Below are 15,230 nucleotides of genomic sequence, written 5' to 3'. Positions count from 1 at the left end.
CAGTTTCGTTTGGATCAGCCGGTCGTTGGTCTGGGTGTGCCGTTGACTGACGCGCAGTGGGCGCGGATCGAGCCGTTGCTCCCGGACCGGACGCCGAGGCGCGGTGGTCGGTGGCGGGACCATCGGGAGGTGATCGACGCGATCGCCTTCAAGTTCCAGACCGGAACCCAGTGGGTGCACCTTCCGGAGAAGTACGGCAACTGGCGAGGCGTCTACAACCGGCTGCGTATGTGGGCCGTCGACGGCACCTGGGAGCGAGTGTTCACCGCTCTCATAGCCCAGGCCGACGCGGACGAGGACCTGAACTGGGCCGTCTCTGTGGACTCCACGATCGTGCGAGCACACCAGCACGCTGCCGGGGCCCGCAAAAGGGGGCCCCGGCTGGAGAACCGGCCGACCACGCCATCGGCCGGTCCCGCGGCGGGCTGACCACGAAGATCCACCTCGCGGCCGACGGCGACTGCCGGCCCCTGGCCTTCGTCCTCACGGCCGGCCAGGCCGGCGATGCACCCGCCTTCGGCGAGGTCATGGCCCGTCTGCGCGTTCCCCGCCGACGTGGACGACCTCGCACCAGGCCGGACGTCGTCCTGGCCGACAAGGCGTACTCCTCACGTGCGATCCGCGAGCATCTACGCCAGCGCGGCATCCGGGCAGTGATCCCCACCCGGGCGGATCAGCGCGGCCACCGGCTGCGTCGCGGCAGACACGGTGGGAGGCCACCCGCTTTCGACCGTGACGCGTACAAGCAGCGCAATACCGTCGAGCGGTGCATCAACCGCCTGAAGCAGTGGCGAGGGATCGCCACCCGCTACGAGAAGACAGCGGTCATCTACCTGGCCGGACTCCACATCGCGGGCATCTTCCTCTGGTCCGCTCGGTGATCCAAACGAAACCGCCTAGGCCCGTAGCCCCGGTAGGCCGTCGCACCCGGCGGCGCACCGGTACCAGACGTCACCGAGCCCCCGTTCGCAACCGAACGGGGGCTCGGCGCGTCCTCCGGTAACGTCATCCCGACGAACTGCGGGGAGCGGGGGTAGGGAAAGAACGATGTCCAGATTGCCGAAGTGGGTCGGCAGGCTGGGGGCCGGCCTGACGCGGCTCTCTGACCGGCTCGAAGCCAAGCGGGAAGAGCGGGAGCGCGAGGAACGCGACGCGCGGGAGCGCGAGCGGACCCCGCTGGAGCAGACGCCCGCCGGCGGTTCCTCGTCGAGCGGCCGCGGTGCCGCCTCCGACGACACCCCCGGCGCGCCCGGAGCCGACGACCACTCCACGCACGCGGACGGGCCCGGCACGCCCGCGGGCGTCGCCGCGCCCGGGCCCGAGCGGGCCCAGGCGCCGTCCGGTTACGCCCCGCTCGCGGCGCCCCGCCCGGATCCGGTGGCCGCCGTGCCCTACGGCGTGCGCGTGGCCGCCGAGGTCGGCTGGCGGCTGCTGGTCCTGGCCGGCACCGTCTGGGTGCTGATGCGGGTCATCAGCGCCGTCGAGCTGGTGGTGCTCTCCTTCACCGTCTCCCTGCTCATCACCGCGCTGCTGGAGCCGACCGTGGCCCGGCTGCGCCGCCGGGGGGTGCCGCGGGGCCTGGCCACCGCCATCGTCTTCGTCTCCGGCTTCGTCGTCATGGGGCTGGTCTGTTGGTTCGTGGTGTGGCAGGTCATGGAGAACCTGGACGACCTCTCCCAGCGGGTCCAGGACGGCATCGACGAGTTGCGGCGCTGGCTGCTGCACAGCCCGTTCCATGTGACCGAGGACCAGATCAACGACATCGCCAAGAACCTGCGCGAGTCGATCGGGGACAACACCGAGGAGATCACTACGGCCGGTCTGGAGGGCGTCACCGTCGTCGTGGAGGTGCTGACGGGCATTCTGCTGGCGATGTTCAGCACGCTCTTCCTGCTCTACGACGGCCCGAAGATCTGGAACTGGACGCTCAAGCTGGTCCCCGCCGCGGCGCGCGAGGGCGTCGCGGGGGCCGGGCCGCGCGCCTGGCGGACGCTGACGGCCTATGTGCGCGGGACGGTGATAGTGGCTCTGATCGACGCCATCTTCATCGGCGTCGGCATCTACTTCCTCGACGTCCCGATGGCCGTCCCGCTCGCGGTCTTCATCTTCCTCTTCGCCTTCATCCCGCTGGTCGGCGCCGTGATCTCCGGCGCGCTCGCGGTGGTGGTGGCGCTGGTGACCCAGGACGTCTTCACGGCGGCCATGGTGCTCGTGGTGGTGTTGGCCGTGCAGCAGATCGAGGGTCACATCCTGCAGCCCTTCATCCTCGGCCGCGCCGTCAGCGTCCACCCGCTCGCGGTGGTCCTCTCGGTGGCCGCCGGCTCCCTGATCGGCGGCATCGGCGGCGCGGTCGTCGCCGTTCCGCTGGTCGCGGTCGCCAACACGGTGGTCGGCTATCTGCGCGCGTACTCCAAGGAGGCCGCGAGGGTGGCGGGGACACCGGGGCCGCACGGGGCCTCGGCGCTGGCGATCGCCCCGGTGCCGCCGCCGATCGCGCGGCGCGAGCGGGACGAGCCGGGGGAGTAGTCGCTGCCCTTCCGCGTCCGCGGCCGTGCCCGGCGGGCCGGCCTCGGCACGCGGAAGGGCCGGACGGCAGAACGGATGGAACGCGGAAGGGGCGGTTCCCCCAGCGGGTGCTGGGGGAACCGCCCCTTCGTCGCTCCGGGCCGGCGGACAGGTCAGCCGGCGAGCACGCCCTCGGCTTCGAGGGTGGCGCCGACGGCCTGCAGGACCGCGGCGATCTTGAAGGCTTCCTGGATCGTCTCGCGCTCCACGCCCGCCTTGCGGAGGACCTGCTCGTGCGAGTCGAGGCACATGCCGCAGCCGTTGATGGCGGAGACGGCCAGCGACCAGAGCTCGAAGTCGACCTTCTCCACGCCCGGGTTGCCGATGACGTTCATCCGCAGGCCCGCACGCAGGTTGCCGTACTCCGGGTCCGACAGCAGGTGCCGGGTCCGGTAGTAGACGTTGTTCATCGCCATGATGGCGGCGGCCGACTTGGCGGCCGTGTACGCCTCCGGCGACAGGTTCGCCTTCGCCTCCGGCTCCAGCTCGCGCAGCACCTGGGCCGAGCGCGAGGCGATCGCGCAGGCCAGCACGGTGCCCCACAGCTGCTGCTGCGGAAGCGGGGAGTTGCCGATGACCGAGCCGAGGTTCAGCTTCAGGTCCTTGGCGTAGTCCGGTATGGCGGACTTCAGCTCATCGAGAGCCACGGTCACTCACCGGCCAGCAGCTTGACCGCGTCGAGGGTGTCCTCGCCCTTGCTCCAGTTGCAGGGGCACAGCTCGTCGGTCTGCAGGGCGTCGAGGACCCGCAGGACCTCCTTGGGGTTACGGCCCACGGAACCGGCGGTCACCATGGTGAACTGGATCTCGTTGTTCGGGTCGACGATGAACACGGCGCGCTGCGCGAAGCCGTCCTCGCCCTCCACGCCACAGCCCTGCATGAGCTCGTGCTTGGAGTCGGCCAGCATCGGGAAGGGCAGGTCACGCAGGTCGGCGTGGTCCTTGCGCCAGGCGTGGTGGACGAACTCGGAGTCGCCGGAGACACCCAGGATCTGCGCGTCGCGGTCCGCGAACTCCTCGTTCAGCTTGCCGAACGCGGCGATCTCGGTCGGGCAGACAAAGGTGAAGTCCTTCGGCCAGAAGAACACCACACGCCACTTGCCCTCGTAGGACTTGTGGTTGATCTGCTCGAACTCCTTGCCGCTCTCCAGCGAGACGCAAGCGGTCAGGTCGTACTCGGGGAACTTGTCACCGACAGTGAGCACGCGCTCTCCTTGTGCAGGTTGCAGCGAAGAAAGTCCCGGTTCGGACCTTCCTGGGGTTGGACGTGACAACCCTGCCATACGAGGCATTGATCAGTGAAATAGCTAGACTGGGTGCTGCTGATCGGAAGGAGTTATCAGTGAGCGTTTCTCTCGGCCCGGGCGGCGGTGCGGGCAAACCGCGTCAGCCCAGCCTCTCCCAGCTGCGTGCCTTCGTGGCCGTCGCCGAACATCTGCACTTCCGCGACGCCGCGGCCGCCATCGGCATGAGCCAGCCCGCCCTCTCGGGTGCGGTCTCCGCCCTGGAGGACGCCCTGGGGGTGCAGCTCCTGGAGCGTACGACCCGCAAGGTGCTGCTCAGCGCGGCGGGGGAGCGGTTGGCGGTGCGCGCGCGGGCGGTGCTGGACGCCGTCGGCGACTTCATCGAGGAGGCCGAGGCCGCCCGGGCGCCGTTCACCGGGGTGCTGCGGCTCGGCGTCATCCCCACCGTCGCCCCGTATCTGCTGCCCACCGTGCTGCGGCTGGTGCACGACCGCTACCCCGAGCTCGACCTCCAGGTGCACGAGGAGCAGACCGCCTCGCTACTGGACGGCCTCGGCCAGGGCCGGCTCGACCTGCTGCTGCTCGCCGTCCCGCTCGGCGCCGCCGGCGTCACCGAGCTGCCCCTGTTCGACGAGGACTTCGTCCTCGTCACCCCCAAGGACCACTGGCTCGGCGGCCGTGGCGACATCCCCCGCGAGGCGCTGAAGTCCCTGGACCTGCTGCTGCTCGACGAGGGGCACTGCCTACGCGACCAGGCCCTGGACATCTGCCGCGAGGTCGGTCGCCCGGAGGGCGCCCTCGGCACCACCAGCGCGGCCGGGCTCTCCACGCTGGTCCAACTCGTCGCCGGCGGCCTCGGGGTGACCCTGCTGCCCCGCACCGCCGTGCCCGTGGAGACCGGCCGCAGCGCCGAGCTCGCCACGGGCTACTTCAGCGACCCCGCCCCGTCCCGGCGGATCGGCCTCGCGATGCGCGCGGGCGCCGCGCGTGCGGAGGAGTTCGAGGCGTTCGCCGTCGCGCTACGGGGGGCGCTGAAGCCGCTGCCGGTCCGCTTCACGGCCTAGCCTCCCGGCTTGGGGCCGTCTTGTCGCCGGGTCGCGGGCGGTGGGGCACCGCCGGACCGCGCCGTGGGGGGTGCTCGCCGTCGCGGCGGGGTTCTCTGTGCTGCGTCGCGCGGATGCGCGGGTGGGGGCGGGAGGGTCGCCCCTCCCGCCCCCACCGTCGTGTGGTCGGCGCCGTTCGGCTACTCCGTGCGGAGACCGTCCGGGCGCATCATCCGCCACAGGGGCGGCAACGTGACCAGGGTGACCAGGGCGATCACGCCCGCGCCGATGCCGGTCATCATGAGGACGCCGGCCCAGTCCACGGATATCGGCCGCTCGACCATCTTCAGCAGGAAGGCGCCGAGGGCGAGTCCGCCGGTGATGGAGAGCGCGAGGCCGATGACGACCGGGACGGTGGTCTGCCACAGTACGGACCAGCTGAGAGTGGAGCGCCGGGTACCGAAGGCGACCAGGACCGACAGCAGTCGGCGGCGTTCGCGGAGTTGCTCCAGGGTGGAGACGATCATGCTGGCGCCGATCAGCAGCAGCGTGGCCGTGGCTCCGATGAACAGCCCGCGGCGGATGCTCGCGAACTCGCGCGACTCCTCGGTCGACATCATCGCCCACCCGCGCATCTGCGGGTTCAGTGCGGCGTCGGTGTTGCGGACGTGCTCGACGGCCTCCGCGTCGCCGTGGTCCAGCGTCAGCCAGGCGATGGCCTCCGGCTCGCTGAGCGTGCGGATGTCGAGGGCGCCCGGGGTGGCCAGGACGCCGATCGTCTCCCAGCCCATCGGGTCCGGCCGGGTCGGCACCTCGCGGGCCGAAGCAGGGATGGTCCACGGTCGGGCGGTGCGCTGCGGCTCCAGCTCGCCGTCCCAGGAGTAGCGCGGGGTCTCCAGGTTGAGCTGGGCGCCCGGCTTGATGAAGGCGGCGCTCGGGTCGTCCGGGTACAGGGTGTAGAAGACGTCGCCGTCCTTGCAGCCGTCGATCCGCGCGACCTCGCGCAGCGCGGCGCAGTCGCCGACGTACAGCCCCGTGGTGGCGGGGTCCTCCGCGGGCTTCTTCCCGGCGGGCAGCTCCGCGGCGCTGGCGGACACCAGGCCGCGCACCTCGCGCACCCCCGCGGTGGCGCCGAACTTCTTCAGCGCCGCCTGGGCGTCCGCGCCGTCGCGCACGGGGATCGCGGTGGAGAACTGGGCCCGACTGGTGTCCTGCCCGGTGTCCTGAGTGTGCTCGTCCTGCACGCTGACGAACAGCATCTGGATGGCGATGGCGCCGGCCACCGCGACCGTGATGCCGCTGACCGCGCGCGCCGCCGTGCCGCTGCTGAGCTGGAGCCGGCGGGTGGCCAGCTGCCAGGGCACCGGACCACCGCGGAAGCGCTCGACCGCGGCTTCGATCACCCAGGGCAGCAGCGCGGTGGTACCGATCAGCACCAGTACGGCGCCCGCGGCGACCTGGTAGGTCTCCCGGTTTCCGGCGAGGTCGTGCCCCACCAGAGGCACCAGCAGACCGAAGCCGAGGACCGGGAGCACCAGCCGCCACCACAGCCGGCGGCGCCGGGGCCGGGTGTTGCGGACGACGCCCAGCGGCTCGATGGCGATGCCGCGCAGCGCGAAGAGGGTGACCAGCACCGCCGCGGCCGGCACCGCCAGCGCGATCAGCGTGGCCAGCAGCACGGACGGCCGGACGTCGCGCGAGAAGAAGCTGACGCCCTGGATCTCCACGCCCTCGATGAGCTCGCGTGCCAGCAGGAACAGCACGGCGCCCACCGCGAGCCCGACGAGCGAGCCGAACACCGCCTCGCCCGCGGCGATCCGCCGCGTCATATGGCTGTCCGCGCCGACCAGGCGCAGCGCGGCCAGCCGCCGGTCCCGGCGCTCGCCGCCGAAGCGGACGGCGGTGGCGATGAAGATGGCCACCGGGAGCAGCAGCACCACACAGCCGATGATGATCAGCAGTACCAGCGGCGGCGGCAGCGGGCCGCTCTCGGTCGTGGTGCCCCAGTGGTCGATGCGGTGGAACCCTCCGTTGGAGGAGGTCGTCTCCGCGGCCTCGGCCCCGGCGTAGTAGTAGAGCTCTTGCGGGCCCAGCAGGCCCTCGTCGTCGATGGTGCCGACGATCCGCTCCGCGAAGCGCTTCTTCAGCAGCGGCTCGGAGTCCAGGAGCTCCTTCAGAGCGGGGGAGATCACCATCTCGCCGGGCTTGGGCATCCGGTCCACGCCCGGGGGGAGGGGGGCCTCGGCGCCGTCGGGGTGCATCCGTACGCCGGAGATGTCCCGGTCGTGGAACTGGGTGCCGGTGTTGCTCACCAACAGCGTGTCGGGACCCCGCGCGGGCTCCGGATCGTTCGACACCATGACCGAGCGGGCGTCGCCGCGGTGCTCCCGGGCCGGGATCAGGTTCGGCACCGAGGCGGCCATCAGCAGCAGGACGACGCCGAGGCCGACGCCGAGCGAGGTCAGGATGGTGCGGGTCCAGCCCTCGCGGCCGCCGGTCAGGGCGAACCGGGCGCCCATGGCGAGGTCGGCCGCCCAGCGGGCGACGCCGACGCGGCCGCCGGGGCCGGTCTGCCGGGTGTCGTGCTCGATGCTCATCCCACGCCCGCCATGTCACGCGCCTTGCCGTCGCGCACCACGACCTCGCGGTCGGAGTACGCGGCCACACGCGGCTCGTGGGTGACCAGGACGACGGCCGCCTGGGTGTCCCGGGCCGCCTCGGTGAGCAGTTGCATCACGCGCTCGCCGTTGAGCGAGTCGAGGGCGCCGGTGGGCTCGTCGGCGAAGACCACCCGCGGGCTGGTCACCAGCGAGCGGGCGACCGCCACCCGCTGGCCCTGGCCGCCGGATATCTCGCCGGGCCGCTTGCCCGCCACGTCGTCGACCTCCAGCCGCGCCAGCCAGTTCGCCGCCCGGCTCTCGGCCTCCCTGCGCTTGACCCCGTTGAGTCGCAGCGGCAGCGCCACGTTCTCCACGCAGGTCAGCTCGGGGACGAGCTGGCCGAACTGGAAGACGAAGCCGAACTCGCCGCGGCGTAGCGCGCTGCGCTCGGCGTCCGACATCGCGGACAGCTCGCGGCCGTTGTAGTGCACGGCGCCCGCGTCCGGGCGGACGATGCCGGCCAGACAGTGCAGCAGGGTGGACTTGCCGGAGCCGGAGGGGCCCATCACGGCGACGACCTCGCCGGCGTGGATGGAGAAGTTCGCGCCGTCGAGCGCGGGGGTGGGGCCGTACGCCTTGACCAGGCTGGTGGCGCCGAGCAGGGAGCCGTCGAGGTTCACGCGCGCACCGCCTTCGCGAGCTGGTCGAGTCGGGCCGCGGTCAGTTCCAGCCATCGCAGGTCGGCCTCCAGGTGGAACAGGGCGTGGTCGCAGATCAACTGGTCGGCGAGGTCGCCGCCGCGCTTGCGCTGGGTGAGGTCGCGCATCAGGCGCAGATGGGTGGCGCGCTGCACGTCCAGGATGTCGGCGGCGTCGCGGCCGGTCATCAGCGCCAGCACGACCTTGGTGTACAGCGTCGACTGGAGGTACGGCTCCGGCTTCTCCGGCTGCGCCAGCCACTGCTCGACGTCGGTGATCCCCGCGTCGGTGATGGCGTAGCGCTTCCGCTCGGGTCCGCCGCCGTGCTCTATCCCGTCGACCTCGACGAGGCCGTGCTTCAGCAGCCGCGACATGGTCGAGTAGACCTGCCCGTAGTGCAGCGGGCGGTCGTGTCCGAAACGCTCGTCGAAGGCCCGCTTCAGGTCGTAGCCATGGCGCGGACCGGACTCCAGGAGTCCGAGCAAGGTGTGGCCGATTGACATGCCGAGCACTCTACATCATGCGTATACCTGAAGTGTATAGACGGGGAGAGTAGCGGGTTTCCGCAGGTCAGAGCGGTTTCTCGGGAATCGGGTGGGGGTTGGGTGGGTCTCAGGAAACGGGCTGACGCCCGCCGTGTCGGCGGGCGTCAGTCCTTGGGGGGTCGGCCCCGCCGTGGCAGGGGGCCCGCCGTCTTCGGGAGGCGCCCCGCGTCGGCCAGCGCCTTGCGGAGGAGGTACTCGATCTGCGCGTTGGCGCTGCGGAACTCGTCGTTGGCCCAGCGGGCGAGGGCGTCGTGGATCGCGGGGTCGAGGCGCAGCAGCATCTGCTTGCGCTGGGGGGCGCGCCGCGCGGGGCGTGCCCCCGGCGTCCCCTCGGTGGAGGGCTCATCCGGTCCCGGTCCCGGCCCGTTCTCGGGGCCGGGATCCGTGGGACGTGCGTCATCCGTCACCGGCGTGCCGTCACTGGTAGAGGGAGCCCGTGTTGAGCACCGGCTGCGGGGCGCGGTCGCCACACAGCACCACCATCAGATTGCTGACCATGGCCGCCTTGCGCTCCTCGTCCAGCTCCACGATGTCCTGTTCCGCGATCCGCGCCAGGGCCTGCTCGACCATACCGACCGCGCCCTCCACGATCTGCTGGCGCGCCGCGACGACCGCGCCCGCCTGCTGCCGCTGGAGCATCGCCGAGGCGATCTCAGGAGCGTACGCGAGGTGGGTGAAGCGGGACTCGACGATCTGCACACCCGCCGCCTCGGCGCGGGCGTGCAGTTCGACGGCGAGCTTCTCGGTGATCTCGTCGGCGTTGGCCCGGAGCGACAGGTCGGCCTCGTCGTGCGCGTCGTACGGGTACTCCATGGCGATGTGCCGCACGGCGGCCTCGGTCTGCGTCGCCACGAACTCCTCGAAGTCGTCGACCTCGAACAGCGCCCGCGCGGTGTCCTCCACCTTCCAGACGACCACCGAGGCGACCTCGATGGGGTTGCCGTAGGCGTCGTTCACCTTGAGCACCGCGGTCTCGTGGTTGCGCACCCGAGTGGAGATCTTCTCCCGGCTGGTGAAGGGGTTGACCCAGCGCAGGCCGTCCTCGCGGATGGTGCCCCGGTAGCGGCCGAAGAGCTGGACGACGCGGGCCTCGCCCGGCGCCACCGTGTTCAGCCCGCACAGCGAGATGATCCCGGCCAGGGCCAGCGTGATCCCCGTGACGATGAGCCCGCCGCCCAGGCCGCCGCCCTTGCCGTCGGCGAGGAACGCCGCGCCCGCGTAGATGGCGCCCGAGCCGGCGAGCATCCCGGCCAGCCCGGCCAACAGGGCGAGACCGCCGTGGACGCTGCGCGCTGCGCGCTCCCGGATCGCCGGCGCCGGGGCGGAGAGGTCGGTCGCGGACATGAGAGTTCCCCCAAAGTGATCTGCCTGGTCTAGCAAAGTGCTATCACTTTAATGCCCTGCACAACCCTGGGTGCAACTCGGGCGTCAGTTCCCGTGGGACGGGTGCTGTTTGTCACGCCCGGAAAAGGTGTGATGGGCCCCCGTTTGATGACAGAAGCGGTGTTAGCTTCATGAGCTGGCTTGGGGGCAGAAGGAACGGACTGGAGCGGCGGGACACGATGGGCCGAGCGGACGAGCGACGGGCGCGGCAGAAGGGCGCCCGCGCGGCGCAGAGAGCCGCGAAGGGGAAGACCAAGAAGAAAGGCATACGCCGCTTCTTCACCTGGAAGTTGCTGCTGGTCTACTTCCTGACGGTGTGCGTCCTGGTCATCGGCGCCTTCATCACCCTGTACCTGATCATCAAGATCCCGCCGGCCAACGCGCTGGCCAAGGCCCAGGGCAACGTCTACACCTACCGCGACGGCACCCCGCTGGCCCGCACCGGTGACGTCAACCGCGAGCTGGTCTCCCTCTCCAAGGTGCCCGAGGAGGTGCAGCACACCTTCGTCGCCGCGGAGAACAAGGACTTCTACACGGACTCCGGCGTCTCCATCTCGGGCACCGCGCGCGGCATCATCAACACCATGCTCGGCAAGGGCAAGCAGGGTGGTTCGACCATCACCCAGCAGTACGTCAAGAACTACTACCTGAGCCAGGAGCAGACGGTCAGCCGCAAGGTCAAGGAGCTGATCATCTCCCTCAAGGTCGACAAGGAGAAGTCCAAGGACTACATCCTCGAGGGGTACATCAACACCAGCTACTACGGCCGCGGCGCCTACGGCATCCAGGCGGCCGCCCGGGCGTACTACAACAAGCCCGTCGAGAAGCTCACCGTCGAGCAGGGCGCCTACCTCGCCGCGGTGCTCCAGGCCCCCAGCCAGTACGACTGGCAGGCGGCCGGGCCCAACGGCAGGAAGCTGGTCAAGGAGCGCTGGCACTACGTCCTCGACAACATGGTCGAGAAGGAGTGGCTCGACGCCGGCCGGCGCAAGGGGATGGACTTCCCCATCCCCATCGAGCCGCGCCCGATATCCGGCCTCGAAGGCCGCAAGGGCTATCTGGTCAACGCCGCCAACCAGGAGTTGTACAAGGCCGGGGTGGACGAGAAGGAGCTCGCGGCCGGCGGCTACACGATCACTCTCAACATCGACAAGGACCAGCAGAAGCAGCTGGAGAGCGCGGTCGAGAAGCAGCTGACCGACAAGCTCGACCCCAAGAAGCGCCCGGTGGACGGGGTCGCGCAGACCGGCGCCGCCTCCGTCGACCCGAAGACCGGCGAGGTGCTCGCCCTCTACGGCGGCGCGGGGTACACCAAGCACTACGTCAACAACGCCACCCGCACCGACTACCAGGCGGCCTCCACCTTCAAGCCGCTGGTCTACGCCGCCGCGCTGGAGGACGGGTCCAAGACCCGCGACGGGGTCGCGATCCGGTCCAACACGATCTACGACGGCGACAGCCGGCGCCCGGTCGTCGGCGGCTCCGTCCCCTTCGCGCCGCCGAACGAGGACAACGTCGACTTCGGCCCGATCACGGTCCGGGAGGCGATGGCCCACTCGGTCAACTCCGTCTTCGCCCAGATGGGCGCCGACGTCGGCGTCGACCGGGTCAAGCAGACCGCGGTCAAGCTCGGCATGGACCCGAAGACGAGCGGATTCGTCGAGCGCCCCTCGATGGCGCTGGGCGTCATGGGCGCCAGCCCGCTGGAGATGGCCGGCGTCTACGCCAGCCTCGACAACCACGGGAAGCTGGTCACCCCCCGGGTGGTGAAGTCCGCCGTGAAGCGCGACGCCGAGGTCGACGGGCTGCCCGAGCCGGTCGGCGGCCAGGTGATCAGCCGGGACAGCGCCGACGCGGTCACCAAGCTGCTGACCGGCGTCGTCGACGACGGCACCGGCAAGGAGGTGCAGAGCCTGGGCCAGGAGGTCGCGGGCAAGACCGGCACCTCCGACGACAACAAGTCCGCCTGGTTCGTCGGCTACACCCCGAACCTGGTCACCGCGGTCGCCATGTTCGGCGAGCAGCCCGAGGACAAGGGTGAGGTCAAGCGGGGCGCCCAGGTCGCGATGTACGGCGTGGCCGGCAAGAAGCGGATCAACGGCGGCGGTTTCCCGGCCAAGATCTGGGCGGCCTATATGAACGCCGCGCTCAGCGGCAAGGAGGCCGCCACGTTCGACCTGGAATCCGACCTCGGCCCGGCCGCCTCCCCGGTGCGGACGCAGGCGCCGCAGACGCAGTCGCCGACCTCCAAGCCCACCACGGAGACTCCGACGCCGACGAAGACCAAGGAGACGGAGACCCCGACGCCGACGAAGACGAAGGAGACCCAGACTCCGACGACTCCGACGCCGACGAGGACCACGCAGACGCCGACGCCCACGAAGACCACGCAGACGCCGACGCAGGAACCGACGGACGAGCCGAGCACGGAGGACCCGGAGCCCGAACTCCGCCGTCAGGACTGACGGCCTCCCCCCGCGACACGACCCGGCCCCGCCCCGTACCCCCTCGGTACGCGGCGGGGCCGGGTCGTTGTCGGCCGCGGGTCGCTCGCCCGGCTCCCCGGGCCTCCCGGTCCTCGGGAAGCCCGGGGCCGTGGCGGCCGAGGTCCGAGCGGTCGCTCACCCCGTGGGCATCGCCAGCTCGAACCAGACCACCTTCCCCGTGCTCAGCCGGGTCGCGCCCCAGCGTCGGGCCAGCCGGTTGACCAGGTAGAGCCCACGCCCGCCCTCGTCGGAGGGGCGAGCCTGGCGCAGCCGGGGCAGCTGCGGCACGTCGTCGCCCACCTCGCAGCGCAGCACGTCGGTGCGCAACAGACGCAGCGTGATGGGCCGTTCCGCGTACCGCACGGCGTTGGTGACCACCTCGCTGACCAGCAGTTCGACCGAGTCGGAGAGCTCCTCCAGGCCCCAGCGGGCCAGCGCCCGGCGGGCCAGCCGCCGCGCCTGCCCGGCGGTCTGGGCCTTGGGGTCCAGGAACCAGTACGCGACGTCGCTGGGCGCGATCCCCTCGAACCGGGCGGCCAGGAGCGCCACATCGTCGTCCCGGTCCCCGGGGCCCAGCATGTCCAGGACCTCGTCGCACAGCGGCTCCAGCGGCGGCGGGTTGGAGCCGGTCAGCCGGGCGGTGGCGGTCAGCCGCTCCCGCAGCTGCTCGATCCCCGTCCACACGTCCCGCATCCGCGACTCGACCAGGCCGTCGGTGTACAGCAGCAGGGTCGCGCCGGCGGGCGCGTCCAGCTCCACCGCCTCGAAGTCCACCCCGCCGACCCCGATCGGCGCGCCCGGCGGCACCCGCAGCACCTCGGCCCGGCCGCCGCGATGCAGCAGAACCGGCGGCGGATGGCCCGCGTTGGCCACCACGATGCGGTGCGCCACCGGGTCGTAGACCGCGTACAGACAGGTCGCCATGCGGTCGGTGCCCAGCCGCTGCGCCTGCTCGTCGAGGTGGTGCAACACCTCCTGCGGCGGCAGATCCAGCCCGGCCAGGGTCTGCGCGGTGGTCCGCAGCTGGCCCATGATCGCGGCGGAGGTCATGGAGTGCCCCATGACGTCGCCCACCACCAGCGCCACCCGGTTGCCCGGCAGCGGGATCGCGTCGTACCAGTCGCCGCCGACCCGCGCCGTCTCCGCGGCGGGCAGATAGCGGCTGGCCAGCCGGACCCCGGTGGGCTGCGGCAGGGAGTCCGGCAGCATGGTGCGCTGCAACTCGTCCGCGATGTAGACCTCGCGGCCGTACAGCACCGCCTTGTCCACACCGAGCGCGGTGTGAGTGGCCAACTGAGCGGCGACGAGCAGGTCGTCGTTCTCGAACGGCGGCCGGTCGAGACGCCGTACGAAGACGGCGGCGCCGATCACCCGCCGGCGGCCGCGCAGCGGCGCCAGCACGGTGCGCTGGCCCCTCGCCACCGAACGCCCGTCCCCGAGCAGTTCGGGGAGCGCGGCGCGGGCGGCGGGCGAGTCGCCGAAGACCGGACGCACCCCGCGCAACACCTCGGCCAGCGGCCCGCCCGGCTCCACCTCGCACAGCTCGCTGGCCGGCCCGCCGGCCATGAAGGGCGACAGGTCCGGCTGGGCGGGCAGCAGCGGCATCCGCACCCCCTCGGTGTCCGGCTCCTCCGGGATCCGGTCGGTACGGCGCAGCCGCAGCACCACCGGGCCCACCGGCCGCTCGTCGCCGACCGGCAGCGGGTCGCGCAGATAGACCAGGATCGCGTCGGCGAAGGTCGGCACGGTGGCCCGGCACAGGCCCAGCACGATCTCGTCGAGGTCTATGCCGCGCGCGATGCGGCGGGTGGCCGCGCCGACGAACCGCAGCCGGTCGCCGCCCCGGTCCCGGGCCGCCGCCGACTCCGGTACGTCGCTGCCGCCCGGAGGCGGCACCGTCCGCGAGGAGTCGACCGGGGGTACCCGGGTGGCCTCGCCCAAAGCCGCCATCTGTCCCACCTGCCCGGCATCGCCTGTCATCTCGCCACGTCCTTGCCCCGCCGCCTGCGCCGCGGCCTCCCGGTCACGTCCGGCCCGACCGCCGCTCGCCCGCCGTCGCGCCCCGGGCACCGCGCCCGGTGCGGACGCGCCGCCGCCGGTGCCGCCCCCATCACGCGCCGGCCGCTTCCCGGCCGCGCCACGCTGGTCCGGGCGCCCGTGCGCCTCGGTCCCCCGGCCGACACCGGCCGACTGCTGCCCCTCACGTTCACCCTCCGAGCCCGTGGCACGACCCCGCGGCCGCCCCGAGCGGGGGCCGGCCGAACCGTCCGCCGTCCCGCCCGTACCGCCGTCCCGTCCTGTCCGCCCGCGCGCACGGCCCGCCCGCCGGTCCCCTTCGGGCTCCTCGGTGGCGTCGTGCGCGCGCTCCGCGGCCCGCCGGTCGCGGTCGAGCGGCGCGCCGCTCCGCCCGTGCGGGTGCGCGGCGTCGTCCGCGCCTCCGGCCGACGTCCCGCCGCCCGCCGTGCCGTGCTCGGCCCCGGACGCGGCGACGCCCTCCGGGGCGTCGCCGGTGCGTACGGTTCGCCCGCGCGGGCCCTTCGGGCCGTCGGCGCGGCTCTCGGTCCGCCGGTCCCGGGCTTGCTCCCGGTCACGGTGGGGCGCGTCGCCTTCGGCGGGTCCGTGCGGGCGGGCGGTGGTGTGCGGGTCCTCGGCCGCGGGTTCGCGGTC

General features: G+C 72.1%; 12 protein-coding genes. 4 read left to right on the top strand and 8 right to left on the bottom strand.

From position 1 onward, the window contains the following. The first annotated feature begins 9 nt into the window (after nt 1-9). Nucleotides 10-881 (top strand): IS5 family transposase gene (locus LRS74_RS11750; protein WP_277738995.1). Its coding sequence is split into 2 segments (ribosomal slippage): nt 10-370 and nt 370-881, totalling 873 coding nucleotides; the frame shifts between segments, so codons are not numbered across the junction. A gap of 166 nt (nt 882-1,047) precedes the next feature. Next, on the top strand, nt 1,048-2,526 hold the full coding sequence (locus tag LRS74_RS11745; RefSeq protein WP_277740957.1) for an AI-2E family transporter: 1,479 nt from the start codon (nt 1,048-1,050) through the stop codon (nt 2,524-2,526). Nucleotides 2,527-2,678: 152 nt separating this feature from the next. Here LRS74_RS11745 and LRS74_RS11740 read toward each other — a convergent pair whose 3' ends face one another. Both LRS74_RS11740 and LRS74_RS11735 read right to left on the bottom strand, forming a co-directional pair. Beyond that, entirely contained in the window at nt 2,679-3,212 is a 534-nt protein-coding gene (locus LRS74_RS11740) for an alkyl hydroperoxide reductase (protein ID WP_277740956.1), read from the bottom strand. 2 nt (nt 3,213-3,214) lie between these two features. Next, nucleotides 3,215-3,769 carry a peroxiredoxin gene (locus tag LRS74_RS11735; RefSeq protein ID WP_144381282.1) on the bottom strand — a complete coding sequence of 185 codons (555 nt, stop codon included), beginning with the start codon at nt 3,767-3,769 and terminating at the stop codon, nt 3,215-3,217. Nucleotides 3,770-3,969: 200 nt separating this feature from the next. Here LRS74_RS11735 and LRS74_RS11730 point away from each other — a divergent pair, with 200 nt between their 5' ends. Continuing rightward, nucleotides 3,970-4,872 (top strand): LysR substrate-binding domain-containing protein, encoded by a 903-nt coding sequence (locus tag LRS74_RS11730; RefSeq protein ID WP_277744713.1) that lies wholly within the window; start codon nt 3,970-3,972, stop codon nt 4,870-4,872. Between the two features lie 179 nt (nt 4,873-5,051). On the opposite strand, the gene LRS74_RS11725 is transcribed toward LRS74_RS11730, so the two are convergent. From LRS74_RS11725 to LRS74_RS11705, 5 genes are all read right to left on the bottom strand, one after another. Beyond that, entirely contained in the window at nt 5,052-7,448 is a 2,397-nt protein-coding gene (locus LRS74_RS11725; RefSeq protein WP_277740955.1) for an ABC transporter permease, read from the bottom strand. Further along, entirely contained in the window at nt 7,445-8,131 is a 687-nt protein-coding gene (locus LRS74_RS11720) for an ABC transporter ATP-binding protein (RefSeq protein ID WP_277740954.1), read from the bottom strand. Before LRS74_RS11720 ends, LRS74_RS11725 begins: the two co-directional genes overlap by 4 nt. After that, nucleotides 8,128-8,652: a PadR family transcriptional regulator gene (locus LRS74_RS11715; protein WP_144381285.1), complete on the bottom strand. Its 525-nt coding sequence runs from the start codon at nt 8,650-8,652 to the stop codon at nt 8,128-8,130. The genes LRS74_RS11720 and LRS74_RS11715 overlap by 4 nt, the downstream gene beginning before the upstream one ends. A gap of 146 nt (nt 8,653-8,798) precedes the next feature. Continuing rightward, nucleotides 8,799-9,101, bottom strand: a complete 303-nt coding sequence (locus LRS74_RS11710) for a hypothetical protein (protein WP_277745049.1) — start codon at nt 9,099-9,101, stop codon at nt 8,799-8,801. A 10-nt stretch (nt 9,102-9,111) separates the two neighbouring features. Then, complete coding sequence (locus tag LRS74_RS11705; protein WP_277740953.1) at nt 9,112-10,038, bottom strand: SPFH domain-containing protein; 927 nt, start codon at nt 10,036-10,038, stop codon at nt 9,112-9,114. Between the two features lie 218 nt (nt 10,039-10,256). On the opposite strand from LRS74_RS11705, the gene LRS74_RS11700 reads away from it, so the two are divergent. After that, nucleotides 10,257-12,542: a transglycosylase domain-containing protein gene (locus LRS74_RS11700; RefSeq protein WP_277744712.1), complete on the top strand. Its 2,286-nt coding sequence runs from the start codon at nt 10,257-10,259 to the stop codon at nt 12,540-12,542. A 156-nt stretch (nt 12,543-12,698) separates the two neighbouring features. Here the strand turns inward: LRS74_RS11700 and LRS74_RS11695 are convergent, their stop codons facing one another. Next, a complete protein-coding gene (locus LRS74_RS11695) occupies nt 12,699-14,633 on the bottom strand; it encodes a SpoIIE family protein phosphatase (RefSeq protein WP_277744710.1) in 1,935 nt (644 codons plus the stop codon). Nucleotides 14,634-15,230: the final 597 nt, after the last annotated feature.

The organism is Streptomyces sp. LX-29, assembly GCF_029541745.1.
In the GTDB taxonomy this organism is placed as follows: domain Bacteria; phylum Actinomycetota; class Actinomycetes; order Streptomycetales; family Streptomycetaceae; genus Streptomyces.
This window is presented reverse-complemented; position numbering and strand designations above follow the sequence as displayed.